The organism is Ancylobacter moscoviensis (assembly GCF_007559435.1).
In the GTDB taxonomy this organism is placed as follows: domain Bacteria; phylum Pseudomonadota; class Alphaproteobacteria; order Rhizobiales; family Xanthobacteraceae; genus Ancylobacter; species Ancylobacter moscoviensis.
Window position 1 is genome coordinate 65,500 of the sequence record NZ_VMBP01000004.1, and the last position, 25,618, is coordinate 91,117.

The window sequence follows — 25,618 nt, forward strand, 5'->3', positions numbered from 1 at the left end:
AGGCCTCATGAATAAACAAATGTTATGAAATCACGGATCAATCTTCGGCAGGTGGAAGCCTTTCGCGCGGTGATGCTGACCGGCCGGATGACGGCGGCGGCCGAGCTCATGTCCGTCACGCAGCCCGCGGTGAGCCGGCTGATCCGCGATTTCGAGGATGCCACGCGGCTTCGCCTGTTCGAGCGCCGGGGCAACCAGATCAGCCCGACCCCGGAAGCAGTCACGCTCATGCGTGAGGTCGAGCGTTCATTCGTCGGCCTCGACCGGATCGCCTTTCTGGCACGGGAGATCGGCCGGCAGGCGGCCGGCACGCTGCGCATCGCCGCCATGCCGGCGCTGGGAAACGGGATATTGCCGCGCTTTCTCGCCCGCTTCCTGCGCGACAAGCCGAACCTGAACGCCTCGCTCAGCGGACTGCCGTCCACCGCCGTGATCGAGGCGGTGGCGGCCGGCCAAGCCGATATCGGCTATGCGGACGGTCCGCTGGATCGGCCGGGCTTCATCATCGAAACCCATCCGATCGCCGCCGTCGTGGCCATCCCGGCCGATCATCCGCTGGCGGCAAAGGAGCTCATCGAGCCGCAGGATCTGCGCAACCAGCGCATGATCAGCCTGGAGCCGGGCACGGTCTTCGCGATGCGCGTCGAGGTGGCTCTTGCCGGCGTGCCGCGTCTCTCGACGCTGGAGACCCGCCTCTCGCATACCGCGCTCAGCCTCGTCGACGAGGGGGCTGGCATCGCCATCATCGATCCTACCTCAGCCAGCGAGTTCCGTGGACGCAACGTTGCCGTGCGGGCCTTCAGCGTGTTCATCGATGCCGGCTTCCTGGCCATCCGTCCCGAGCACCGCGTCACCTCGGCGCTCGTCGAGCAGTTCGCGAAGGAGTTCTGGATCTATCACGACGAGCTGGTCGGACGGCGGTGAACGGGTAGGAACTGAAGGCGGTCGCTGCGGCTCCCATCCCTCTCTTCGCCGCGCTTTCCGACGAACAGAAGCATCGGATTCCGGCCTTTCTCGGCCTGCGCGAAAATGCCAGCGGCCTGCCACAGCCGACCGCCGAGCTGTGGATCTTCGAGGAGGGGCAATAGCTTCCGCCATCCGGCTGCGGAAGATGGATCGGGGAGGGGATCTCCCTGATCCATCCGGGAGAATGCCGCCTCCGGAGTGAAGGAAAGCAAGAGCCGCATGAACGGCGACCTGAACCGCCGCTATGGGCGGTGCCGGTGCCGCGCGTACCAGATCCAGCCGGTGACGAACGCGGCGAACAGGCCGAGCCACAGGAGCGGGAAGGCGACGAATATCGCCGCATAGGCACAGGCGCCCTCGAAACAGGTGCCGAGCAGGCCCGCATCGGCCAGAAGGGCCGCGAGGGCGGCGGCAGCGCCGCCAGTCAGCGTAACGCCGCCCGCGAGTACCAGCAGTCGAACGAACCAGATCAAGGCGCCATGATCCCCTTCAAGTCGCGCTCGCCAACGTAACCCCTCCTCGCGGCACAAGTCCCGTGAGCCGATTGAAGTTTTTCCGCTGGCGCCGTTCTATCGGGGCGCGCGCGATCCGCTCGCTTCTCCCGATCAGCTGTGTGCATATAGGCAGCGAACATCCGGGGCGTGAATGGTGAATTCGGACGACACGATGTTTCTTGGCAGTGGTGAGGGCATGGTGGCTGCCGTCCGCGCGTTTGATTGGCCATCCAACCCGCTGGGGCCCATCCACACCTGGCCCGCGGCTCTCAAGACGGCGGTCGGGCTGGCCTTGAGTTCCGGCTTTCCCAAGGCCGTCATATGCGGTCCGGAGCTCATCACCATCTATAATGACGCCTTTGCGCCGATCCTCGGCGACAAGCCGGATTGCCTCGGCCGTTCGTTCCGCGACATCTGGAGCGAGGTCTGGCATCTCATCGGCCCGCTGCAGGAGAGGGCCTATGACGGTCATTCGACCTTCATCGAAGACTACCCGCTGGTCATCAACCGGCGTGGCTATCCCGAACAGGCGTATTTCACCTTCGCCTACACCCCCATCCGGGACGAGGTGGGCCATATCGTCGGCATGATGGATACCGTCATCGAGACGACGGCCAGGGTCGAGACGGAACGAAACATCAAGCTGATCAATGCGGAGCTGGGGCACCGGATCAAGAACACGCTGGCCATCGTGCTCGGCATCGCGCGCCAGACATTCCAGGTATCGGCGTCGGCCTCCGATGCGGAGGAAGCGCTTAACCAGCGCCTGATGGCGCTGAGTGCCGCGCATTCCACCCTCAATCGGCTGAGCTGGACCAGCGCGCCGATCGTGCGGGTGATCGAAGGCGCGCTCGCTCCTTACAGCGCGCAGGCCGAGCGGATCCGGCTGGAGGGGCCGCCGGTCGATCTTTCCGCCAAGCAGTCGCTCTCGCTGTCCCTCGCCATCAATGAACTCGCCGCCAACGCGCTGAAATATGGGGCGTTGTCCAACGACGAGGGCCACATCCTCCTTCGCTGGAGCGCCGGCCGGCCGGGAACCGATGACGAGTTCCGGCTCGTGTGGGAGGAAGTGGCCGGTCCTATCGTCCGATCCTCCGGCCGCGTCGGTTTCGGGACGAAGCTGGTGCGGGCCGTGGGGATGGAGTTCGGCGGCGACAGCCGCATGGAGATGCGGCCGGAAGGCGTCCGGTTCGAGCTGGCGACGACGATGCGGCGCATCCACGTCGATGATCAGGGCGAGGGCTGATCCGCTCGCGCGGGACGGCAGCCATTGCTGCGGAGGAGGGCACTGGGCATGCTCTCTCAGCCTAGCAACTCCTCCATCGCGTCGGCCAGCATGTCGGCATGGGCGATGGTGATGCAGAGCGGCGGGCGGATCTTCAGCACGTTGCCATACTGGCCGGCAGCGCCGATCAGGATGCCACGGTAGCGAAGCCCGTTGATCAACCCCTTGGCGATCGCCGGCGCCGGCCCGTCTTCCGTGCCGAACTCGACGCCGAGATAGAGCCCGGCCCCGCGCACGGCGGTGATCGGCGCCTTCGCCTGCAACCGCTTCAGCCGGGCCATGAGATGGCGGCCGACATGGGCGGCATTGGCGATCAGCCCGTCCTCCTCGATCGCCTCCAGCACCGCGAGCGCGGCGGCGGTGGCGAGCGGGCTTGCGGCGAAGGTGTTGAAGTAGCCGAAATCGCCGCAGAACGCGGAGAGGATTTCCGGCCGCGTCACCACGCCCGCGATGGGGTAGCCGTTGCCCATCGGCTTGCCCATGGTCACGATGTCGGGCTCGATGCCGTGGCGGGCGAAGCCCCACATGCCCGTGCCGGTGCGCCCGAAGCCGGGTTGCACCTCGTCGGCGATGAACAGTCCTCCGGCGGCATGCGTGACCTCGATCGCGGCTTTCAGGAAGCCGGGCGGATCGGCGTAGACGCCGTCCGAGGAAAAGATGGTGTCGACCAGCAGTCCCGCGAACTTTATGCCGTCGGCCTCCATGCCGGTGATGGCGGCGGCGACCGCGTCGGCGAAACCTTGAGCCATGTCGTTGCCGAAGATCGCCGGGTCGGGCGGCGGCACGGTGCGCACATGGCTCGGCGGCTTGCCGTGCTTGTAGGAGGAGGGTGAGACCTCGGTCACCGTGGCGGTGTTGCCGTGATAGGCGGTCTTCGTCACCACGAAGCCCGTGCCGCCGCTCATACGCTTGGCGAGGCGCAGGGCGAGGTCGTTGCTTTCGCTGCCCGTGCAGGTGAGCACGAGATTGCTCAGGGAGGCGGGGAAGGTGGCGAGCAGCTTCTCCGCATAATCGTGCGCGACGTCGAACAAATAGCGCGAGTGGATGTTGAACTCGCCCACCTGCCGGCGCACCGCCTCGACCACCTTGGGATGGCAATGCCCGACGGTCGGCACGTTGTTGTAGAAGTCGAGATAGGCGCGCCCGTCGGAGGCGTGGAGATAGGCGCCTTCGGCCCGCACGATCTTCAGCGGCTCGTCGTAGAACAGCACCGAGCCGGCGCCGAAGCTCTTCTTCCGGCGCTCCACCAGCGCGGCGACGTCGGGCGCGAGGGAAGCGCCGCCGCCGGAAAAGGCATTGAGCGAGAGGATCTGCAGTTCCGGGCTCTTCATGAGGCCGTACTCCCGGGTACGATGTCCGCGCCATCCGCGTCATAGGTGGCAAGGAAGATGCGGGCGAGGTCGACAGTGCCCGACGTATAGGCTTCGCCCAGCGCCAGCGCTGTCGGCGTTTCCGAGTGCGAGGCGATCCAGGCGGTGAGCAGCATCCGCCGCAGCATGATGAAGACCGGCAATATGGCGCAGTCCTCGTCAGCAAGGGGGGCGACCGTGCGGTAGCCTTCGATCCACGCGGCCTGCAACTCGGGAATGTAGGGCTCATGCTCGCTGAAGCTCACCGAGGCGGCGAAGTCGTAGAGGAACCACGAGAAGCCGCAATCGTCGAAGTCGATCACCGACAGCCGGTCGCCGTCGACCAGAAGATTGGCGACGCGCATGTCGGCATGGACGAGGCCGAAGCGGCTTTCATCCGTGCCGTAGTCCTCGATCAGGCGGCGTAGCACGCTCGCCGTGCGCTCCAGCACCGCGCGGCCCTCGGTGTCGAGGCCGAGGCCGGCACGCCAGTCGCCCCAGAACCGCACCTCGCCCAGCATCGCCTCATAGTCCCAGCGCTTGCGCACGAAGCCGTCGGGGCGCTGCCAGCGTTTCGCATGGGCGTGCAGGCGCGCGTTGATGGCGCCGAGCTCGCGATACCAGCGAGGAAGGTCCTCGCCTTCCGCCGGCTCGCGTCCCGGCAGCAGGTTGAAGGCGACGACATGGCGGGTGCGCCCGTCATCGTCGATATCGGCGATCAAGGCACCATCCGTCTGGGGAACCGGCGTCAGCGTCGGGACCACGCCGTCCCGTCCCAGCGCTGTGAGCCAGGCAAGCTCGGATTCGATCTCCGCGCGGCTGTGGTAGCCCGGCCGGTGCACACGGAAGACGAGGTCGCGCCCTGCCGCCGGATCGTGCGCGCGAAAGGTCGCGTTCTCGGAAATGGTCAGCAGCTTGAGCTGCGTGCCGCCGGACAGTCCCCAGCGCGGCAGGGCGGCTCGCAGGCCGCCCTCCAGCCGCGTCAGGAATGCCTCGTCATACATGGGTTCGGTCATCGTCGGGGCTTCATCAGGTCCTGAGGATCGGGCATCCATGATCGGCAGGGCGTCGAGGCTCATGGCACTGCGCCGGACACCGCCGTTACCGGGCCATCGGATGTGGCTGCTCCGGCATGGCGGGCGAGGAAACTGAGCAGCGCCGCATCATAGGCGGCCGGCTCCTCGTAGAAGGGCATGTGGCTGGAATTGGGAAAGACCACCAGCTCGGCATGAGCGAGGTTCTGTTTCATCCGCAGCGCGCAGGCTGGGGTGATCTCATCATGCCGGCCGACGGTGATGAGGACCGGGCAGGCGATGCGCGGGAGATCGGGAACACGGTTCCAGTCCTTCAGATTGCCGATATAGAGGAACTCGTTCGGCCCCTGCATGGCCATGTAGGGCGCCAGGTTCCAGTCGTTCAGCGAGGCGAGGAGCGGCGCCGGCCATTCCTGCAGCCGGCAGACATGGCGGTAGTTCAGCAGCGTGATCGCCGCCTGATATTCGGGATGGTCGTAGCTGCCATCCGCCTCGTGGGCGAGCAGCATCTCCACCGTCTCTGGGCCGAGCGAGGCGCGCAGCCGGTGCATCTCGCTCATCAGGTGCGGCAGGTCGGCGGCGGTGTCCTCGAGGATCAGCGTCTTGAGCGCCTGCGGATAGGTCAGCGCGTATTCGATGGCGAGCCAGCCACCCCATGAGTGGCCGAGCAGGTGCACCTTGCAGAGGCCGAGCACTCGCCGCACCGTCTCGACCTCCTCGACATAGCGGCCGATCGTCCACAGCGCCGGATCGTCCGGCCTGTCGGAGGCGCCGCAGCCGAGCTGGTCGAAGGCGACGACGCGGTAGCCGTGCTCGCTCAGGAAGGAATGCGCGTCACGGAGATAGTCGCAGGGCAGGCCGGGACCGCCGTTCAGCAGGAATACGACCTCGTTGCTCGTTCCGTAGCTGTAGGCGACCACCTTATGGCCGTCGACATCGACGTCGATCCGCGCATCGGCGGGAAGGGTCTGCCACATCGCTAGGCCCGCCCCGCGCTGGATGAATCCGCCACCGTTATCTCCACGCCCGCCCGGACCAGCGCCCGCGCGACGGCTCCGTCCGGCGCGCGGTCGGTGACGAGGCGCTGTATGTCCGGGATGCGCGCCCAGATGGCGAGCGAGGGGATGCCGAACTTGCTGTGGTCGGAGACGACGATGGTCTCTGCCGCCCGGTTCATCATCGCCTTGTAGACCGAGGCGGCGGGGGCCTCGGCGTCGGCGAGGCCGTCGGTGGTGATGCCGGAAATGCCGAGCAGCGCGCGGTTGATATTGTAGTTCTGGAGGAACTCGGTGGTCTCCACGCCGACCATCATGCCCTCGCGCGCGTTGTAGCGGCCGGGGCACATGATGATCTCGATGGTGGGATTGGCGGCGAGCACCGTCGCCACCGAGAAGGAATGGGTGATCACGGTGAGGTCGCGGCACTCGGCCGACATGCGGCGGGCGACATGGGTGGTGGTGGCGCCCGCGCCGATGGCGATTACTTCCCGCGGCTTGATGAACTTCACCGCGGCGGCGGCGATGGCCTCGCGCTCGGCCACCATCATCCGGTGCCGTTCGGTGACGGCCGGCTCCGAGGCGAAGGGGCGCACCGCGCCACCATAGGTGCGGTTGAGCAGGCCGCGCTCCTGCAGCTCGAACAGGTCGCGGCGGATGGTTTCGGTGGAGACGTCGAGTTCCGCCGCGAGGTCGCCCACCCTCAGCGTCGCCGAGGCGCGCATCTCGGCGAGAATGCGATCCTGTCGTGCCGCCTTGTCGAGGCGAGGGCGCCGCCGCTCGGCGCTTCGGATGATGTCGTCGCTGCTCATGCACATTCACTCATGCGGCTTCACTCACGCTGCCGCCCGCCGACGCACCAGAAGGCCGATCAGCCCGCCCGCGAGCAGCAGGGCCGCCGCCCCGAGCGTCGCCATGGTGCCGAGCGCCGGGACCATGGGGGTATAGCCGGCCACCATCTTGGCATAGAGCCATTCGGGAATCGTCGAGTCCGCGCCCGTCGTATAGAGCGACAGCGGGAAGTTGCTCCAGGAGAGCAGGAAGGCGAACAGCATTCCCGACCATATGCCCGGCCAGAGCAGGGGCAGCGTCACCTCGCGCAGCACCTGCAGCCGCGAGCAGCCGAGATCGAAGGCGGCTTCCTCCAGAGAAGGGTCGAAACCGTAGACCTGGATGGCGATGACCAGTGTCACGACGGGAACGATCCACACCGTGTGGGCGAACACCGCCGTCGCCCAGCTCGTCTGGATGCCCACCGCGTTGAAGCCGAGCAGCATGGCGAGGCCGAGCACGGGCTGGGGAAAGAAGATCGGCAGGAGGATCAGCTTCTGGTAGAGCCGGCGGCCCTTCCAGTCGTAGCGGGCGAAGGCGAGGGCGCCGAAGGTGGCGATGACCACCGAGACGACCGTCACCAGCAGGGCGACGAGGATCGACGTCTTCACGATCATGCCGATCTCGATGGAATCGACCGTCTTGCTCCACCAGTCGGTGGAATACTGCTTCACCGGGAAGCCGAAATACCGGCTCTTGTTGAAGCTCGCCAGCGCGCCGCAGGCGATGGGCAGGTAGATCACCACGAGGACGAAGAGCGTCCAGCCCCAGATGGCGGCGTCGCGGCGCTTGTGGGTGATGGCCATCAGCGCCTCCCCAGCATGCGGTCGAGGTCGAGCTTCGACAGGGCGAAGAGCGTCAGCCCGCTGATGAAGACGGTGACGATCACCGCCAGCGCCGAGCCGAGCGGCCAGTTCTGCGAATAGGTGAAGGCGATCTCGATGTCGTGCGAGATGACGATGATCGACTGCCCGCCGAGGATCTTGGCCTCCGCCGTGGCGCCGATGGCCAGCACGAAGGTGAGCAGCATGCCGATGAGGATGCCGGGCATGGCGAGCGGCAATTCGATCTCGCGCCAGATGAACAGCCGCCCGGCGCCGAGGTCGCGCGCGGCGTCGACGAGGTCGCGCGGCACGAGGGCGAGGCCCAGCGTCATCGGGAACAGCATGAAGGGCAGGTAGGTGTAGACCATGCCGAACAGGGTGATGCCCGGCGTGTACAGCACCTCCGGCCCGCCGGAGAAGCCCAGCCATTTCAGCGTGCCGTCGAGCACGCCGTTCTTGATGTAGAACAGCACCCAGCCATAGAGCCGGACGTTTTCCGACACGAAGAGCGGGAAGACGAACAGCACGCTGATCAGCGGCGCGGCACGGCCGAACACGACGTTGAGGCCATAGGCGATGGGATAGGCCACCACCGCGAGAATGGCGACGGTCGCCAGCGCGAAGCCGCAGGACCACAGGAAGGACAGCCATACCGTGTTCGAGGGATCGAACAGGGTGGCGAAGTTCTCCAGCGTGAAGGAGCGGAACACGTCGAAGGAGCGCGGCGTCGCGAAGGCGTAGCCGAGAATGGCGACGAGCGGCGCCAGGAACCCGATGCCGAGCAGGATCGCCACCGGCAGGGCGCAGCGGGCACCGGCGGAGAGAGCTCGCGCACGGTTCAGCTCGGCGGCGGTCTCGGGGGCGTGGGCGAGGGCGATGTCGGCCATCGCTCAGCCCTCCAGCGTGAAGGCGTCGGCGGCGTCCCAGCCGAGCGTCACTTGGCTGTCGGCGCTGGGGGGCAGGGCGCGGGCGCGGGAGAGTTCGACCAGCATCACCTTCTCGCCGTCCTTGGCGTCCACCCGCACCTGGTACTGGATGCGCGAGCCGAGGGAGTATTCGTTGTAGACGGTGCCCTCGAGCCGGTTGTCGGCGGTGTCGCCGGGGCCGAGGAAGCGCATGAACTCGGGACGGACGACGATGAAGGCCTCGTCGGTCGCGACGCCGTTCCGGGGCGGGGCGACCTGGAAGGTTCCGGGCACGTCGCGGCCCGACCAGACGCCATCCGTGCCGCGCCCGACCTTGATCGTGTTCACCTCGCCGACGAACTCGCAGACGAAGCGGTCGACGGGCGCGCCGTAGATTTCCTCCGGCGTGCCGACCTGCACCAGCCGGCCGGCGCGCATCACGCCGATGCGGTCGCTCATCACCATCGCCTCCTCCAGCGAATGGGTGATGTAGATGAAGGTCTTGCCCGTCTCGCGGTGGAGGTCCTTCAGCTCCTTCTCCAGCGCCTTCTTGAGCTTGTAGTCGAGGGCGGAGAGCGGCTCGTCGAAGAACAGGACTTCCGGGTCGTAGGCGAAGGCGCGGGCCAGCGCCACGCGCTGGCGCTCGCCGCCCGAGCACTTCATGACGTTCTTGTCGAAATAGCTCTCGGGCAGGCGCACGACGCGCATCAGCTCCAGCGCGCGCGCCTTGCGCGCCGCCGCGTCGACGCCCTTCACCTTGAGCGGGAAGGCGATGTTCTCGCCGACGCTCTTGTGCGGGAACAGCGCCAGCGACTGGAAGACGAGACAGGTCGGGCGCCGGTTGGGCGGCACGTCGTTGATCAGCTCGCCATGCAGCGTGATGTTGCCCTCGCTCGGTGTGTCCATGCCGGCGAGCATGCGCAGCAGCGTCGTCTTGCCCGAGCCGGAGGGGCCGACGATGGTGAGGAACTCGCCCGCGCGCACATCGAGATCGATGCCTTCGACAGCGGTGAAACCACCGAAGGTTTTGCGCACGCCGACCAGCTGGAGGATCGGCTTGGGGGGCGCTTCCACGAGGGCGGTTTCGGTCGGCGAGGTCTGGAGCATGTCGTCTTCCGTGATGGCCCGGCGGCGGGCGGTCGTCGCCGGTGGTGGGATGGCCGAACGTTTCGATCCTAGGCAGCGGCTGGCCACTGTCAGGCCGTCATCCCCGGGCTTGGCCCGAAGTCGGCATTCGCCGACTTTGGCTTCCCACGAACGGAATTCGGGTAAACCCGAACTCCGGGGATCCACGCCTTCGATCGGCCTCGGCGCCATAGAAATCGTGGATGGCCGGGCCAGGCCCGGCCATGACGAACCTACTTCGCCGTAGCCCGCGCCTTACCCCCGAAGCCGCTTGGCCGCGTTCATCAGATCGAGCGCCTTGTCGTAATCGGGCACGATGTCGTACTCGACCGAGCGGGCCATCTCCTCTTCCAGGCTGTCCCACTGGATCGCGTCGAGCTCTTCCTTGGTGAAGAGGTCGAAGCAGGCCTTGTTGCCCATCTGCGAGACCGGGTTGAACGTTCCCTCGGCGAAGGCGACGGTATGCGCGACCTCGGGATCCTGCACGTATTTCAGGAACTCCAGCGCCAGCGGCGAGAGGTTCGGATTGTTCACCGTCGAGGTGATCTCGATCCACGAGATGCCGCCCTTGCCGCTGGCGAGCGGACCCTTGAGCGGGGTGATCGCGCGCAGGTTCGGATGGCCGTCGGCGCGGGCCGGCGAGACCGAATAGGTGCCGCCGGTCAGATGCAGGTCGATCTCCCCGGAGATCAGCGCTTGGTTCATCGAGGCGATGTCGCCGATCAGCTTGGCGCCCTTGAAGACGCGCTTGGCGGTCTCGTCGAACTTCGTCATCTCCTCCGGCGTGTGTTCCTTGAATGGATCGATGCCGGCGACGATGAAGAGGTTGAAGACGTTCCAGTCGTCGGATTCAAGGATGCCGTACTTGCCGGCGAGGGCGGGGTCGTTGAAGAGGTCCCAGCCCACCTCCTCGGCGGTCTTGCGGCTGACCTTGTCGGTGTTGACGACGAAGCTGTAGGGGCCGAAGCGCTGGGCCATGCCGATCAGGTCCTTGCCGTCGTCGCTCATCGCCCATTTATAGGGCGGCTTGAAGCTCGGCAGCATCTTGTCGAAGAACGGCTCGAACTCCGCCTTGGGCAGCGGCTTGATCAGCTTCTCGGGCAGCATCACCTTGCGTGCCCAGGGGTTGTTCACGTTGATCAGATCCCAGGTGTTGATCTCGCCGGCGCGCAGCCGGTTGATCATGGTGGGATCGTTGGTGAGGCTCTCGGCCTTTACCGTGGCGCCGGTCTTGGAACGGAACGGGTCGAGCACCTGCGCGGAGTTGTAGCCCTCCCAGCACAGGATGTTCAGTTCCTTCTCGCGCGCGGCGAACGCCTTGTTGGCGTTCATCAGGGGGCCGGCGGCGGCGAGAGCCCCCAACCCCGTGCCCATGCCCTTCAGCAGCGACCTTCTGGAAATACCGGCCATCTCGAAGTCCCTCTGGATTGTTGGCGCGGATGGTTTGCCGCCGCGCGTTCGATGCCGCACCGGAGCGAGCCGATGTGGTTCTTATGTTGGACTGTGTGCGATCCTAAACACCCTGTTTTGGGCTTTACAACACCAATTTTGCAGCGCAACGTGATGAAAAGGCAGGCAGCCCAAATCGACGGCATTCGTGCCGGCGATGTGGCGCGCTGACCTGACAAGCCTTTGATCATCCAGAAAAATTGGGGAATGGCCTGAACATGTTCACGTCGCTCGCGGGAAAAACCGTCATCGTCACCGGCGCCAGCAAGGGCATCGGGCGCGGCATCGCGCTACGTTTCGGGGAGGCGGGGCTCAATGTGCTGGTGGTCAGCCGCTCGCTCGCCGAGGCCGAGAAGGTGGCGGCCGAGATCGGGCCGAACGCCTCGGGCTTCGCCGCCGACGTCACCAGCGAGGAAGAGACGCAAGCGATGGCGAAGGTCGCGGTCGAGCGCTACGGCTCCATCGACGTGCTCTGCGCCAATGCCGGCATATTCCCGGCCGCCAAGCTCGGGGCGATGACAGCGGCCGATTTCGACTTGGTGATGAACACCAACCTCAAGGGCACCTTCCTCTCCGTCTCCGCCGTGCTGCCGGCGATGAAGGTGCAGAGAAAGGGGCGGATCGTGCTGACCTCCTCCATCACCGGACCAATCACCGGCTTCCCCGGCTGGACGCATTATGGCGCGTCGAAGGCCGGTCAGCTCGGCTTCATGCGCACGGCGGCGATCGAGCTGGCGCCGTGGAACATCACCGTCAACGCGGTGATGCCCGGCAACATCCTCACCGAAGGCATGGAGGGCATGGGTGAGGCCTACATCGCCTCCACCGCCGCCAGCGTGCCGATGAAGAAGCTCGGCAGCGTGTTCGACATCGCCAATGCGGCGCTGTTCTTCGCCAGCGAGGAGGCGGCCTACATCACCGGGCAGGGCATGGTGATCGACGGCGGCCAGGTACTGCCGGAATCGCCCATGGCGCTCGACGAGATGGGCACGGCCTGACGCAGGGTCGGCAGAAAGGAGACGGCGGCCGGATGCCGCCGTCTCTCTGCTCGCCGTTGTTCGCGCCGGTAGCCATCAAGCCTCGGAGGAGGATGCGTGCTCCTCGCATGGGCTTTGGCTGTCGAAGAGTACCGAGCATTTTTGCCCTTCGGACTCACAGCTCAAGGGCGCAGTTGCGGCGCATACGACGTGGGCACCTCGAAATAGATAGGGGATGATTGCCCGACGCCATTCCTGAGCCACCAAGCCGGAACTGGCGCTTCAGATAATGGCTGAGCCGCCGGTGACGTCAGCATGCGGCAAGCTTGGGTAGAATGCGCCCCTGTGCCGGTTCCTTCGCTGAGCCGCGGATGCATTGCACCGTGCCGTTTCACTGACACAAGCAAGTGTCTTTAGCTGGCTCTGTTGTCAGTCGATGTCGGACAGAATCTTGTAGTGAAGATCGAGATAGTAGAACAGCTCGGCATTGGCGATGCGCCGGTCGGACCGGAAGCGCTTGTCGATGGCGGAATAGAGCTGGCTATCATTGTCGCAGATGACCTCGACGAAGAGATCGAAGCGTCCCCCGCAGATGAAGACGTAGGAGACGCTCGGATCGTCGGCGAGATGGCTTGCCACGTCCTCGCAGCGGGCGCCCGACGCGATCTTGAGGCCGAGCCAGGCGACGCTCCGGCCGACGGCCAGCGGGTTCATGATGGCGAGGATGCTCAGCTGGCGCGCCTCCAGCATGGCGGAGACGCGGGCGCGCACCTGCGTCTCGGAAATGCCGAGCCGGTCCGCGGCCACCCGGAAAGGCATTCGCCCGTCCGTGCTGAGCACCATGGCGAGCCGGCGGTCGAGCTCCGAAAGCGGCGATGAGCGCACGCCTGAGGCCGGGCCTTCGGCAAGGAAGCGCGCCTTCTGGTAGAACAGCGAGAAGCAGGGGAAGATCTCCATCGAGCGAACGCCGGCGATGGGGCCGATCTGCCGCTCGATGACATGGCGCAGCCGCTCGGGGCTGGTTGCCAGTATCTCCACCATGATCGAATAACGCCCGGTGGTGACGACGACGTAGTCGATGTCGCGGATTCCGGCGATCTCCGCGGCGATCTGTGAGGCGGGCACCGCCGGGTCGGTCGTGAGCCCTACCATGGCGATCGCCTCGAAGCCGAGCATGCGCGGGTCGGTCAGGCCGATGATGCGGATGACGTCGCTGGAGAGCAGCGCCGACACGCGGTTGCGCACCGTCTTCTCGGAAAGGCCGAGCCGGCGGCCCAACTCGACGAAGGGAACGCGCCCGTCGACCTGCAGCTCGGCTATCAGCGCCCGGTCGGTCGCGTCGAGCTCGATTCCCCGTGTAAGTCCCGGCACATACCCATCCTTCTGCGACGGCGGCATTCACCCATAGGAGCCCCGGTCGGGGGAGGCAAGCTGGTCGTGCGACCCCTGAGCGACGCGGTTTCCGGCAATGGAGCCCGGTTTCCTCGCGATAAACGGAATTGACAACGGCCGATAATGCGGAATACGGTTTGATTTAAGTCAAAAAGAACGAAAAATACCACCGAAAGCGCAGTATGTCGCGTCATAAGGCAAAGCCAATGACGAGGTCATGTAATTTGCGCGGCAGATATGGCCAATAAGAACAATATATCCCAGATCAGAGGTGAACATGAGCAGTAACGAAAATGATCTGTCGAGTCGTATTGCCTCCTAGAGGATGAGAAGAACCAGGGGCAGAGCTTCGACATGCTGACGTGGATGCAGGTCATCGCGGCCTGTCTCGTCATTCCGGCGATCATCCTGGGCTGGGGTTGGTAGCATGAGCTCGATCCTCGCCCATGACGCGCCGGCGGCGGGCACCGCTTCCGCCGATGTCGACAAGACGGCCTATCCCATGCTGCTCGCCGAGCGCACCTGGGGCTCGTGGCGGCTGCTCTTCTCGCTCACCACCGTCGCCGCGGCCACCTGGTGCTACATCATCGGGGAGTATGTCGGCTACTATCTCGGCTTCTGGCAGTCGCTGGCGGTGCTCGTCGGCGGCAGCATGATTGGCATCTTCCTGGTCATCATGGCCCTGATGCCGACCTGCATCCGCTTCGGTGTGGATTCCATCGCCGCCTGCAAGCCGCAGTTCGGCACGCGCGGCTGGATCATTCCCTTCGCGCTCCAGTATCTGTCCATTTTCGGCTGGAACTCGCTGCTGCTGATCTTCTTCGGCCGCTCCTTCGCGCAGTTCCTGGTCGCGGTGGGCGCGCTCCCGGAAGGCGACCACGGATTGGTCAGCGCGCTGGCGACGCTGGTCGCCTGCTCCATCTCCTTCACCATCCTGCTCAAGGGCTCGCGCGGCGTCGACCGTGTGGCGCAGATCCTCGTCGTTCATGTCGTCGTCGGCTTCTGGATGCTGTGGCTCATCGTCTCCCAGCGCTGGGACACGCTGGTCTCGGCGGTTCCGCAATACGCGGCGTCCGACGCGCAGTGGAACTACGCGACCGGCATCGAGCTCGCCATCGCTCCCGCACTGTCCTGGTGGCCCTATTTCGGCGCCATGGTCCGCATGACGCCGAGCGCCCGCAAGGCGGCGGCGCCAGCGATGATCGGCTTCGGCCTGGTGGTCGGCCTGCTCAGCATGATTGGCGTCGCCGGCGTACTGGTGCTGCAGATCTCCGATCCGGCGCAGTGGATGGCGACCATCGGCGGCCCGACCTACGCGGTGATCTCGCTCGCCTTCGTGACGGCGGCGAATCTCGGAACGGCGGTGGCGGGAATCTACGCCTCGGCGATCGGCCTTCGGCACTACAGGACGCTGGAGAAGGCGCCCTGGCCGCTGCTGCTGCTGCTCTCTGTGGGCCCCGTGGCGCTGATCGGGGTTGGCTTGCCGACGCTGTTCTTCGACAATTTCGGCACCTTCCTCGCTTTCATCGCCATTGCCTTCGCCCCGCTGTGCGGCATCCAGATCGCCGACTATTGGTTCCTGCGCCGAGGCCGTGTCAGCATCCGGGCGATCTACGACGCCCGCCCCGGCGCCGACTATTACTATTGGGGTGGCTTCAACCCGGCGGCGATCCTCTCCCTGCTGATCGGCATCGGCACCTATCTGTGCCTGCTCAACCCGCTCAGCTACGCCTCGGCCTGGCCCTATGAGATCACTACCGCCTCACTGCCCGCGGCGTTCGTCGCCGGCCTCGCATTCATCGTCATCACCCGGCTTCTCGTCGTCCGTGCCCGCAAGGGCGGCTACGAGGCCTGACGTGCCGGCGGCGGGCCGCTCCCGGCGCCCGCCGCTCCGGTCCTCTCAGAAATTCAGGAGTGCCCCATGAGAATAGGTCTGCTGCAGGAAGGCGAGACCATGCCGGGCGTGAGCGTCGCCCAGCGCTACGAGGAAATGATCGCCGAGGTGGTGAGGGCCGACGAACTTGGCTTCTACAGCTGGGGCACCTCGGAGCAGCATTTCTCGCCGCCCCGTTTCACCGTCTCGGCGCCGGAGGTCCTTTATGCCGCCATCGCCCGCGAGACGAAGAATATCCGCCTGCGCATCATGTGCTCGGTGCTGCTGAAGTGGAACCACCCGATCCTGGTCGCCGAGCGCCTTGCTACCCTCGACATCGTGTCGAAGGGCCGTGCCGAGATTGCCACCGCCCGCTCCAACAACCTCACGACGTTGGAAGCCTTCGGCGTCTCGCCCGCCGAGACGCGCGCCCAGTGGGAAGACAGCATCGAAGTGCTCGTGAAGGCCATGTCGCAGCCGACGCTGGAGCATGACGGCCCGGTGTGGAAGATCCCGCCGCGCCAGATCGTGCCGCAGCCGCTGCAGAAGCCGCACCCCGCGCTCTGGGTCTCGGCCTCCAGCGTCGAGACCCATCGTCTCGCCGGCCGGCGCGGCATCGGCGTGCTGACCTTCGAGAACTATTTCGGCTTCGACTATCTGCAGTCCTGCATCGATGCCTATCGCGAGGGTCTGAAGGAAGGCACTTCGATGGCACCGGGGCGCACCGAGTCGGCCGGCCTCTACGTCGCGACCGCCTATTGCGCGGAGACCCGCGAGGAGGCGCGCCGCATCGCCCGCGACGTGGCGCTCGGCTATTTCCGGTTCATCCTCGATCTCTACGTGCCCCTCGGGAAGCGCCAGTCCTACCAGTATCTCGACGAGAAGATGACCCGCCTTCTGGAGAACGACGGCAATCTCGACTTCCTCGTCAACGAGACGCCCTCCGTGATGATCGGCACCCCCGACGACTTCGTGAAGCGTCTGAAGGAGCTGGAGCAGCGCGGCGTCGACGAGGTGCTGCTGCGCGTCGACGGGGTTCCCCATGCCGATATCCTGCGCTCGTATGAGCTGATCGGTCGCGAGGTGATCCCGCATTTCCGCAAGACCGAACTGCGGGCGGCCGAGTGATGAGCCCCGCGGCCTGCTCCGTGCCGGCCCGGCCCGACGCCGCCGGCTTCAAGGCGCTGATGGCGTCCATGCCTCAGGCCGTCACCGTCGTGACCACGCTGTCGCCGCAGGGCGAGCCGGTGGGAGCGACGCTTTCCTCGGTGATGTCGCTCTCGCTCGACCCGCCGATGATGGTCTGCGCCTTCGACCGCGGCTCGGCGACGCTCGCCTGTCTGCCCGAGGGCCAGCCCTTCCTGCTCCACCTGCTGGCGGAGGGTCAGGAGGCGCTGGCCTATGCCTTCGCCGGCAAGGGAGGCGCGGAGAAGTTCGCCGGGACGGACTGGGCGCGCGGGCCGCTCGGCCTGCCGCGGCTGGCGAACGCCGCCGGCGTCGTAGCCTGCCGCGTCGCGGCCCGGCATTCGGGCGGCGACCATGTGCTCGTCACCGCCGAGATCAGCGCCATCGACCGGCCGGACGACATCCATCCGCTGCTCTATTTCCGCCGCGCCCTGCACCCCACCCGCCATCTGAGGACACCCGCATGAAGCGTGTCATCGTTCTGTACGGCACGCCGGAGGACCCGGCCGCCTTCGACCGCCACTATGCCGAGGTCCACACGCCTCTCACCACGGCGATGCCGAAGCTCGCCGGCTTCGAGATCAGCCGCGGCCCGGTGGCGGCGAACCCGCCGGCCGACGCGCCCTATCTCGTCGCCACGCTGAGCTATAGCTCAGACGAGGACATGGCGGCCTCGCTCGGCTCGCCGGAAGGGCAGGCGGCGGTCGCCGACCTCGCCAACTTCGCCACCGGCGGCGTGCGCCTTCTCACCATCGACGTTCAGACGGTCCTGTGATCGCGAGACGAGGCATATCTCCATGACCATCAGTTTCGATCCCTCCGCCTTCCTTTCCGCCACGGTGAAGTCCTTCCTCGCGGGGCCGATGCAGCTTTTCATCGGTGGAACCTTCCGGGACGCCGCCTCGGGCGAGACCTTCGACACGCTCGATCCCGCCACGGGCGGCAAGATCGCCTCCGTCGCCCATGCCGGTCCGACCGACGTCGATGCCGCGGTGAAGGCGGCGCAGACCGCTTTCGCCGGCTGGAGCCAGACCGCGCCCGGCGAGCGCGAGCGCATCCTCCATCGCTTCGCGGATCTCATCGAGGCGCGCGCGGCCGAATTCGCCGAGATCGAGAGCATCGACAGCGGCAAGCCGGTGACGCACATCAAGTTCGTGGACGTGTCGCTGGCGGTCGGGGCGCTGCGCTACAATGCCGGCTGGTGCAGCAAGATCGAGGGCGGCGTGCTGCCCGTCACCCAGCCGTCCATGCACTGCTATACACGCCGCGAGCCGCTCGGCGTGGTGGCGGCCATCGTGCCGTGGAACTTCTCGCTCTGCCAGGCGGCCTTCAAGATCGCCCCGGCGCTCGCCGCCGGCTGCACGGTGGTGCTGAAGCCCGCCGAGCAGACGCCGCTCGCCGCCATCTATCTCGCGCGCATCGCCGCCGAGGCGGGGCTGCCGGACGGTGTGCTGAACGTGCTTCCCGGCTTTGGCGAGACCACCGGCGCGGCGCTCTGCGCCCACCCTGGCATCGAGAAGATCGCCTTCACGGGTTCGGAGGAGGTCGGCAAGCTGATCGCCCGCAATGCCACCTCGACGCTCAAGCACGTCTCGCTGGAGCTCGGCGGCAAGAGCCCGCACATCATCTTCGACGACGCCGACATCGAGGCGGCGGCGCAGACCGCGGCGATGGCCATCTTCTTCTACGCCGGTCAGGTCTGCACCGCCGGCTCGCGCCTGCTGGTGCAGAAGAAGGTGTTCGAGAAGGTCGCCGACACCGTCGTCGCCGAGGCCCGCAAGCTCAAGCTCGGCCACGGCCTGGTGCCGGACACCACGCTCGGCGCTCTCGTCTCCCCCGAGCAGCGTGCGCGGGTGATGCGCTACGTCGAGGGTGCCCGCGACAGCGGCATCGAGATCGCCACCGGCGGGCGTATCCCGGCCGAGTTCGCCGAGGCGGGCTGCTTCTACGAGCCGACCGTGCTGGTCGACCCGTCCGACGACGCCAAGGTCGTCGCCGAGGAAATCTTCGGGCCGGTGCTGGCGCTGCAGTCCTTCGATACCATCGAGGAGGTAGCCGAACGCGCCAACCGCACCACCTACGGCCTCGCCGCCGGCGTGTGGACCCGCGACGTCGGGCGCGCCCATGCGCTGGCCGCCAGCCTCAAGGCCGGTTCGGTGTGGGTGAACACCTACAACCAGTTCGACGCGGCGGCGCCCTTCGGCGGCTACAAGCAGTCGGGCTATGGCCGCGACAACGGCCGGGAGGGCATCGAAAAGTACCTTCAGACCAAGGCCGTCTGGGTCAACTACGCCTGACTTCTCGCTCTGCCCGGTGGCGGCGCCTGTGCGCCGCCACCGCCCTCGCGTGCATCCCGTGCGGATGCGTGTCTCCTTGTCATGCCCCGCCGCAGGTTCCGCCATGTCCATCGAAGAAAAGGTCGTCCTCGCCCGCCGGGTCATCACCATGGAGCGTGACGCGGCAACCGATTGGGAAGGCATCCTCGTGCGCGGCGAGCGGATCGTGCGGCTGGTCCGCCGACGCGACCTGGCCGACCTCGACGACGGCACCCGCGAAATCATCGACCTTGGCGACAGGGTTCTCATGCCCGGCTTCGTCGACGTCCACGCCCATGCCGAGGTCGTCTGCCGCACCGCCTACCGCACCGTCGACTGCCGGGCGCCGGAGTGCGACACCGTTCCCGCCGTGCTGGACACGCTCGCCGGCGCCGAGCCGGGTGGACGCTCGGACTGGATCGTTGGGCAGGCCAATCTCTTCTTCGACCGCAAGCTGAAGGAAGGCCGGCTTCCCACCCGCGGGGAACTCGACACGGTGAGCCGGGAGCGGCCCATCGCGCTGCGCGCCGGCGGGCACATCACGGTTCTGAACACCCGCGCGCTGGAGGTGGCCGGCATCGACCGGACCTTCGTGCCGCCCACCCACAGCATCACCGGGCCGGTGACGGTGGAGCGCGACGCCCATGGCGACCCCACCGGCATCGTCAAGGAAATGGACGTCCTGCTGCCGCTGCCGTCGCCCTCCGCCACGGAGCTTGCCGAGGCGATCGAGGACGGGCTCGGCCGTTATTTCACGCGCTACGGCGTCACCACCATCGGCGAGATTTCCGAAACCGTCGGCGGTTTGCAGGCGATGAACGAGCTGGCGCTGGCGGGGCGGCTGCCGGCCTCCATGCGCATCTATCTCTGGGTGCCCGGCACGATGTCGCTGGAGCAGGTGCCGCACTGGCGCGACCACCTTTCCTTCACGGCCCCGGAAAGCGCGATCCGCATCCAGGGGGTGAAGATGTTCTCCGATGGCGGCTTCTCCGCCCGCAGCGCGGCGGTGAACTGCTGCTACAAGGATGCTGGCGACTTCCGCGGCAACATCGCCTTCCCGAAATATTTCCTGCGCCGGGCCCTGCGCATATGCCAGGACAACGGTCTCCAGCTCGCCGTCCACGCCAATGGCGACCGCGCGCAAGACTGGCTGTCGCGCAGCGTCGCGGAACTCGGCGGCGCGGGAGGCGGGCGCCAGCGCGTGCGCATCGAGCATGCCGGCAATCTCATGCCCAACCCGCAGACCGCAGAGCTGTGGGCGGCGGCCGGCATCGTGCCGGTGCCGCAGCCGGTCTTCCTCTACACCTTCGGCGAATATTTCCCGGACTATCTCGGCGAATACGGTCTCAAGGGCCGCTTCCCCTTCCGCACCTTGCTGGAGGCCGGCTGGCGGCTGTCGGGGTCTTCCGACGTGTGGATCGGCTCCGAGCGCGAGGCCACTAACCCGTTCTTCAGCATCTGGTGCTGCCTGATGCGGCAGACCTATTCTGGCGGCTTCATCGACATCGACGAGGCGATCACGCTCGAGCAGGCGCTGCGCATGCACACCATCGACGCCGCCTCGGTCCTGGGCGAAGAGGACCAGAAGGGCAGCCTGGCGCCGGGCAAGATGGCCGACATCATTGCGCTGGACCACGATCCGTTCGAGATCGACGTCGATGCGCTGCGCGGAATCGGCGTTGATTTCGTCATGGCACGGGGATCGGTCGTGCGTTCCAAGACAGCCGGCCGCTTCTGAGCATCGCACAATGCAGCACTGCGGCGCGCAGTGACCCAGCTGAGACATTGGAAGTGTCTGCTCTCCGGGAGGATGACATTCGTCTTGTAAGAAGCTCCGCGCTCGCTTTGGCCTGCAGTCCCCCGCGACTCCCTCACCGCAGCCGCTCGGCGAGCCGAGCGAGTTCGGCGTCGTCCGGGCGCAGGCTTACCAGTCGGGGAATAAGCGTCCGGGCCCGGTCGATGTCACCGGACTGAAGCGCCTCATTCAGTGCCAGCGTCAGCAGCGGGGCATCATTGGGCGTGCGACGGAGCGCGTCCGACACAACGGCCGCGCTCTCGGCCCGACGACCGGTCGAACTGAGCGCTACAGCGTAGACATAAGCGTAGCGCGGATTTTCCGGGGCGAGGGCCACGGCGCGCGCCAGGTGGTCCACGGCTTCCGGATAATGTCTCTGGCGGATGAGCGCGAGCGCCAAAGCATGGTATGGCGCGGCAGCCTCCGGCTGCGCGGCGATGGCGCGGCGAAGGGTCTCTCGCGCCTCGTCCTCGCGTCCCTGGAGACGATACAATTCGGCCAGATTGATCATCAGCCCCGCATTGGCCGGCTGGAGCTTCAGCCCGGCCAGGAATTCCACCTCCGCGCCCGCCACATCGCCACGCCGCAGCAGGAAATTGCCGAGATTGGCACGCGCCTCCGCGCGATCGGCGTTGAGCCGCTGCGCCGCCTCATATTCGCGCCAGGCCGCTTCCAACTTTGTCCTGTCCGCTTCCGTGAGCGTGGATGTCGGCTGATCGGCGAGCTGGCTCGCCGCCTCGATCCGCGCGCCCGCGACGGGATCCGTGAGCAGCGGTGAAACGCGGCGCCACCGGACGTCGAGCGGCTGCCCCGCCTGTCCGCGCAGGCCCGCTATGCGCACCAGCGGATCGGGATCCGCGAGGGCTTTGGCTATGGCCTCTTCGCTGGCAATGGAGGGAAAACCCGGTAGCTCGGAAACGGCCGTCGCCCGGACGATGGCTGGAACGGCGGGAGGGTTTGCCAGCGCGATCGGCGCTTGACGAAGCTCTCGATGGTCGACTTGGCCGTGCCCTCATTTCACGACGCGAGGATATCGTACAGCGCCGGCACGGTGGAGAGAGCCAGCGTGCCGATAATCGCCAGCACATGTGAAAGTCGCTTCATCTCTTCCCGGCGCGCATGAGGCTACATGAATGCAAATATAGCGCACTCCGGTAACGCTACTCGGCAGATATACTGCCCCAATCAGCTTTCGATATTCGTGCGTCGTAACATATTGCGGCTTGCGTTTAATCCGTTTTGGAGTGTTGCCCCTTCGCTTCGACCGTCGGTCCGCAGACCGGGCGACTTGGGATCAGTCCCGATTTTGACCAGATTAGCCGGGATTTTGCTTGTCATTTTGCGTCAAGGGCGCGTGTAACGTGAGCTACTCGGGAAGCACGCCCCTCGTCCAGGCCAAAGGGTTCGGCGGCTTGCCCGAGCGCGTGGAGCGCGAGGCGGGTGAGCGCGTCCCGTTCGACATCTTCGAGAAGGAAAAGCTGCCGCTCGCCCTGCGTGAGGCACCGAACATGCCGATGCCGCTCCACTCCATGGCCAGCCTGTTCGCCCGAGGCGCCGATGCGTTGGATTGCCGGACCTTTGGCCTCGACATCGGTGAGCAGATGACTCATCCGTGATGTTCACTGCCAGCCGGGCGCTCTGGGTGTCCGTTTCAGAGACGCAGGGCAATGCGTCATTGGTGCGTCATCTCTGTTGCAAGCTACCTCACCGATCCTGAGAGGCGGTCGGTGAGGCTTCCATGAAAGCACGGACTAAACATTGATAGGAAAAACCTCGTTAATTCAATATTAACAATATAAATTATTACTCAAATCGCGAATATAATTCGCCCGAATTTGCGAAATAAGCTATTTTCAACCAAATATTTTCTCTTAACTCTTTCCCCGCGCGGCCTGCCGAGGCCTCCGGGCTCCGTCCGACTCCATGTCCTTGATCAGCGAGAGGTAGCGCTCGACTGCCTTGTGGAACTTGGCCTGCCAGATTCTCTGCGCTTCCTCGCGATCACCGTCGCGGATCGCCTCGTAGAGCTTGACGACGTACTTCTCGGAGTCGCCTTTGCGGTCGGTGTAGACAACGGAAAGCAGATTATTGAAGCGCCTGACATCCCCCGTGAGCTCGGAGAAGTATCGCATCGTGCGCTGAAGCCCGGTGGCATCGATGATCGCCTGCTGGAACTCGAAGTCGTTCATCAGCGTATGCGACTGATCCTCCAGCCCTGCGTACTTCGCCGAATTCTGGGCAAGCTTCTCAAGCTGCTTCAGCACACTTGGCGATACCCTGCCGGGCTCCGACAGCAGATGGTCGAGGGCAATCCTGCCGAGCGCCATCCGGATGTTGTAGACGTCGATGACGCTGTGCGGGTCCACCGCGCTGACTGACGCGCCTTTGTTGCGCTGAATCTCGACGAATCCTTCGCGAGCCAGAAGGCGCAATGCCTCGCGCACGGGGTGCCGCGAGACATTCAACATGTCGGTCAGTTGCTGCTCCACCAGCCGGTCACCGGGCTTGAAGTGCCCGGCGATGATGGCGTTGCGGATCTGCTCCGCAGCAAACTGCGTGCTCTCCGGCTGTGTCATGGGAGTCAGAATGGCGCCGGTCGCGCTTGCATGTCGCATCGAGAACCCCATAGGCGACCGCTGGAGATCGGCTGCGCGGCCATCGAAGATGTAGATTATATACGAACCCGATCGCTCGATGAGAAGCCCGTCGCGAGGAGTTCCACACGGGAAAGGTGCAAAAACGAAATCCGCCAGTCTTGCTTGATATTACCCTGCCGATAGCCCCGCATTACGCGTCACGTAGTTGCGTTGCAGGACCCAGTCCGCGTCACTGAACCGATCCCGAGCAAAATTGAACTGGTGCCAATACGGATAGATGGAGGGAATGGCGCTCACATCGTCGAGCCGCCTTGTCTCTTCCGGCGTCAACTCCAGCTCGACCGCCGCGATATTGTCCCGGAAATGCGCTTCCGTGAGGCCCCCGACGACCAGCGACGTGATTGCCGGGCGATCCAGTAGCCATGCGAGGGCGACCTGCGCCGCGGTGACACCGCGAGCATCGGCGATCGCCACGAGTTCGTCGACGATACGCCAGAGCCGTTCCACATCACGTATGGGAGGCTCGGTCCAGCCCTTGGCCTGCCTCGATCCGGGTGGTGTCGGCTGGCCGCGACGATGCGCCCCCGTCAAGAGACCGCCGGCGAGCGGGCTCCAGATGAGCACGCCGAGGCCCTGGTCCACCGAAATCGGCAGCAGTTCGTACTCGGCTTCGCGCGCTTCCAGGGTGTAATGTATCTGCTGCGTGACGAAGCGCTGATATCCATGGCTGTCGCTTGTGCCGAGCGCCTTCATGAGTTGCCAGCCGGCATAGTTCGAGCAACCGATGTAGCGGATCTTGCCGGCGGTCACGAGAGTGTCCAGCGCGTGCAGCATTTCCTGCAGCGGCGTCAGTCCATCCCATTCATGCATATAGTATATGTCGATGACGTCCGTCTTGAGACGTTTCAGGCTCCTCTCGCACTCTCGGATCAGGTGATAGCGCGAGACGCCTTCATCGTTGGGACCGCTCCCGATGCGCATCCGTGCCTTCGAGGAGATCAGTACATCCTGACGGCGGCTGCCGAGCGCTTCGGCAAGGATCTCCTCGGAGCGCCCCGTAGAATACATGTTCGACGTGTCGAATACGTTGATGCCGGCATCGAGGCAAAGTCCGACGAGCCGGCGCGCCTCGTCCACGCCGTGACTGCCCGCAGCGGAGAACATGCCTTCTCCACCGAATGTGAAGGTACCCATGCTCAATGCGGATACCTTGAGGCCGGTTCTGCCCAGATTGCGATACTTCATGATCCAAACTCTCTTCTCGCGTGGCGAGGGGAACCTTACTTCGCGCCGGCAGCGCGTGTGTTCAGGTAGACAGCGTAAAGACTGCTGCTCGCCGTAATGAAAAGGCGATTGAGCTTCGGGCCACCGAAGGTGATGTTCGCAACCGGCTCCGGGATCAGAATCTTCCCAAGCAGTTCCCCCGTACCCGCATAGCAATGGACGCCATCGCCCGCGGAAACCCAGATGTTCTCGTCGATGTCGAGCCGGATGCCGTCCGGGACGCCCGGATCGATATCCGCCAGCACCCCTTGGGACGTCAGCTTTCCTCCGGCACCAACCGAGAACTTCCGGATATGATGCGGCTTGTCACGGCCATGGGAGCGTCCACTGTCGGCGACATAGAGCGTCGTTTCGTCGGCCGAGAAGGCGAGCCCGTTCGGCATGTCGAAGTCGTCCACGACCACGGAGAGTTCGCCGTCCAGCGGATCAAGCCGGTAGACGTTCCGCGCGCCCGTCTCGCTTTCGGCCTTGTGGCCTTCATAGTCCGTGAGGATGCCGTACAGCGGATCCGTGAACCACACGGCTCCGTCGGAACTCACCACGACGTCGTTGGGGGAATTGAGGCGCCTGCCCCGATAGTTGTCCGCCAGAACCGTTATGCGGCCGTCATACTCGGTCCGGGTGACACGCCGGGCTCCGTGCTCGCACGAGATGAGACGGCCCTCACGGTCGCGGGTATTTCCATTCGAGAAATTGGACGGATACCGGAAGATGTCGACGTGACCACTCTGCTCGTCCCACTTCAGCATCCTGTTGTTCGGTATGTCGCTGAAGACCAGAAAGCGTCCGTCGGCGAAATAGACCGGCCCTTCGGCCCAGCGCGTGCCGCTGTACAGGCGCTCGAGCTGGCACACCGGAATGATGAACGCGCTGAAGCGCGGGTCCAACGCCTCGAAATAAGAAGTACTCACGGTGGATTCCTCCCATGCGGCCGGTCGGCCTT

General features: G+C 65.5%; 24 protein-coding genes. 10 read left to right on the top strand and 14 right to left on the bottom strand.

Features of this window, described 5'->3' with window-relative positions; genetic code table 11:
- Window positions 1–24: 24 nt before the first annotated feature.
- Window positions 25–924 carry a LysR substrate-binding domain-containing protein gene (locus FO470_RS12730; protein WP_272482973.1) on the top strand — a complete coding sequence of 300 codons (900 nt, stop codon included), beginning with the start codon at window positions 25–27 and terminating at the stop codon, window positions 922–924.
- A gap of 284 nt (window positions 925–1,208) precedes the next feature.
- On the opposite strand, the gene FO470_RS12735 is transcribed toward FO470_RS12730, so the two are convergent.
- A complete protein-coding gene (locus FO470_RS12735; protein ID WP_144343354.1) occupies window positions 1,209–1,439 on the bottom strand; it encodes a hypothetical protein in 231 nt (76 codons plus the stop codon).
- A gap of 193 nt (window positions 1,440–1,632) precedes the next feature.
- Here FO470_RS12735 and FO470_RS12740 point away from each other — a divergent pair, with 193 nt between their 5' ends.
- Window positions 1,633–2,706 (top strand): sensor histidine kinase, encoded by a 1,074-nt coding sequence (locus FO470_RS12740; protein WP_144343355.1) that lies wholly within the window; start codon window positions 1,633–1,635, stop codon window positions 2,704–2,706.
- 56 nt (window positions 2,707–2,762) lie between these two features.
- Here FO470_RS12740 and FO470_RS12745 read toward each other — a convergent pair whose 3' ends face one another.
- From FO470_RS12745 to FO470_RS12780, 8 genes are all read right to left on the bottom strand, one after another.
- Window positions 2,763–4,076, bottom strand: a complete 1,314-nt coding sequence (locus FO470_RS12745; protein WP_144343356.1) for an aspartate aminotransferase family protein — start codon at window positions 4,074–4,076, stop codon at window positions 2,763–2,765.
- On the bottom strand, window positions 4,073–5,110 hold the full coding sequence (locus FO470_RS12750) for a phosphotransferase enzyme family protein (RefSeq protein ID WP_144343357.1): 1,038 nt from the start codon (window positions 5,108–5,110) through the stop codon (window positions 4,073–4,075). Before FO470_RS12750 ends, FO470_RS12745 begins: the two co-directional genes overlap by 4 nt.
- Window positions 5,111–5,169: 59 nt before the next feature.
- A complete protein-coding gene (locus FO470_RS12755; RefSeq protein WP_144343358.1) occupies window positions 5,170–6,105 on the bottom strand; it encodes a proline iminopeptidase-family hydrolase in 936 nt (311 codons plus the stop codon).
- A gap of 2 nt (window positions 6,106–6,107) precedes the next feature.
- On the bottom strand, window positions 6,108–6,935 hold the full coding sequence (locus FO470_RS12760; protein WP_144343359.1) for a DeoR/GlpR family DNA-binding transcription regulator: 828 nt from the start codon (window positions 6,933–6,935) through the stop codon (window positions 6,108–6,110).
- Window positions 6,936–6,959: 24 nt separating this feature from the next.
- Window positions 6,960–7,760, bottom strand: coding sequence for an ABC transporter permease (locus tag FO470_RS12765; protein WP_186291947.1), 801 nt, complete (start codon window positions 7,758–7,760; stop codon window positions 6,960–6,962).
- Complete coding sequence (locus FO470_RS12770) at window positions 7,760–8,665, bottom strand: ABC transporter permease (protein ID WP_144343360.1); 906 nt, start codon at window positions 8,663–8,665, stop codon at window positions 7,760–7,762. Before FO470_RS12770 ends, FO470_RS12765 begins: the two co-directional genes overlap by 1 nt.
- A 3-nt stretch (window positions 8,666–8,668) precedes the next feature.
- Entirely contained in the window at window positions 8,669–9,790 is a 1,122-nt protein-coding gene (locus FO470_RS12775; RefSeq protein ID WP_144343361.1) for an ABC transporter ATP-binding protein, read from the bottom strand.
- A gap of 273 nt (window positions 9,791–10,063) precedes the next feature.
- Window positions 10,064–11,218 carry an ABC transporter substrate-binding protein gene (locus FO470_RS12780; RefSeq protein ID WP_144343362.1) on the bottom strand — a complete coding sequence of 385 codons (1,155 nt, stop codon included), beginning with the start codon at window positions 11,216–11,218 and terminating at the stop codon, window positions 10,064–10,066.
- A gap of 257 nt (window positions 11,219–11,475) precedes the next feature.
- On the opposite strand from FO470_RS12780, the gene fabG reads away from it, so the two are divergent.
- Window positions 11,476–12,255, top strand: coding sequence for a 3-oxoacyl-ACP reductase FabG (gene fabG / locus FO470_RS12785; protein WP_144343363.1), 780 nt, complete (start codon window positions 11,476–11,478; stop codon window positions 12,253–12,255).
- 408 nt (window positions 12,256–12,663) lie between these two features.
- Here the strand turns inward: fabG and FO470_RS12790 are convergent, their stop codons facing one another.
- Window positions 12,664–13,605: an Lrp/AsnC family transcriptional regulator gene (locus FO470_RS12790; protein WP_186291948.1), complete on the bottom strand. Its 942-nt coding sequence runs from the start codon at window positions 13,603–13,605 to the stop codon at window positions 12,664–12,666.
- A 448-nt stretch (window positions 13,606–14,053) separates the two neighbouring features.
- Between FO470_RS12790 and FO470_RS12795 the strand changes: the two genes are divergently transcribed.
- The 6 genes from FO470_RS12795 (at window position 14,054) to FO470_RS12820 (ending at window position 20,737) form a co-directional block, all read left to right on the top strand.
- The gene (locus tag FO470_RS12795; protein WP_144343365.1) at window positions 14,054–15,481 is read left to right on the top strand and encodes a cytosine permease; all 1,428 of its coding nucleotides are present in this window, start codon (window positions 14,054–14,056) and stop codon (window positions 15,479–15,481) included.
- A 66-nt stretch (window positions 15,482–15,547) separates the two neighbouring features.
- Window positions 15,548–16,627, top strand: coding sequence for an LLM class flavin-dependent oxidoreductase (locus FO470_RS12800; RefSeq protein WP_144343366.1), 1,080 nt, complete (start codon window positions 15,548–15,550; stop codon window positions 16,625–16,627).
- Complete coding sequence (locus tag FO470_RS12805; protein WP_144343367.1) at window positions 16,627–17,151, top strand: flavin reductase family protein; 525 nt, start codon at window positions 16,627–16,629, stop codon at window positions 17,149–17,151. The genes FO470_RS12800 and FO470_RS12805 overlap by 1 nt, the downstream gene beginning before the upstream one ends.
- The gene (locus FO470_RS12810) at window positions 17,148–17,459 is read left to right on the top strand and encodes an EthD family reductase (protein ID WP_144343368.1); all 312 of its coding nucleotides are present in this window, start codon (window positions 17,148–17,150) and stop codon (window positions 17,457–17,459) included. The genes FO470_RS12805 and FO470_RS12810 overlap by 4 nt, the downstream gene beginning before the upstream one ends.
- A 22-nt stretch (window positions 17,460–17,481) precedes the next feature.
- Window positions 17,482–18,981 (top strand): aldehyde dehydrogenase family protein, encoded by a 1,500-nt coding sequence (locus FO470_RS12815; RefSeq protein ID WP_144343369.1) that lies wholly within the window; start codon window positions 17,482–17,484, stop codon window positions 18,979–18,981.
- A gap of 103 nt (window positions 18,982–19,084) precedes the next feature.
- Entirely contained in the window at window positions 19,085–20,737 is a 1,653-nt protein-coding gene (locus tag FO470_RS12820) for an amidohydrolase (protein ID WP_144343370.1), read from the top strand.
- 133 nt (window positions 20,738–20,870) lie between these two features.
- Here the strand turns inward: FO470_RS12820 and FO470_RS12825 are convergent, their stop codons facing one another.
- A complete protein-coding gene (locus tag FO470_RS12825) occupies window positions 20,871–21,635 on the bottom strand; it encodes a tetratricopeptide repeat protein (protein ID WP_186291949.1) in 765 nt (254 codons plus the stop codon).
- A 490-nt stretch (window positions 21,636–22,125) separates the two neighbouring features.
- Here FO470_RS12825 and FO470_RS12830 point away from each other — a divergent pair, with 490 nt between their 5' ends.
- Window positions 22,126–22,410: a hypothetical protein gene (locus FO470_RS12830; protein ID WP_144343372.1), complete on the top strand. Its 285-nt coding sequence runs from the start codon at window positions 22,126–22,128 to the stop codon at window positions 22,408–22,410.
- Between the two features lie 255 nt (window positions 22,411–22,665).
- Here the strand turns inward: FO470_RS12830 and FO470_RS12835 are convergent, their stop codons facing one another.
- The 3 genes from FO470_RS12835 to FO470_RS12845 form a co-directional block, all read right to left on the bottom strand.
- Window positions 22,666–23,409, bottom strand: coding sequence for a GntR family transcriptional regulator (locus tag FO470_RS12835; protein ID WP_244616642.1), 744 nt, complete (start codon window positions 23,407–23,409; stop codon window positions 22,666–22,668).
- Between the two features lie 150 nt (window positions 23,410–23,559).
- Complete coding sequence (locus FO470_RS12840; protein ID WP_144343373.1) at window positions 23,560–24,636, bottom strand: aldo/keto reductase; 1,077 nt, start codon at window positions 24,634–24,636, stop codon at window positions 23,560–23,562.
- Between the two features lie 35 nt (window positions 24,637–24,671).
- The gene (locus tag FO470_RS12845) at window positions 24,672–25,586 is read right to left on the bottom strand and encodes an SMP-30/gluconolactonase/LRE family protein (protein WP_144343374.1); all 915 of its coding nucleotides are present in this window, start codon (window positions 25,584–25,586) and stop codon (window positions 24,672–24,674) included.
- Window positions 25,587–25,618 lie beyond the last annotated feature (32 nt).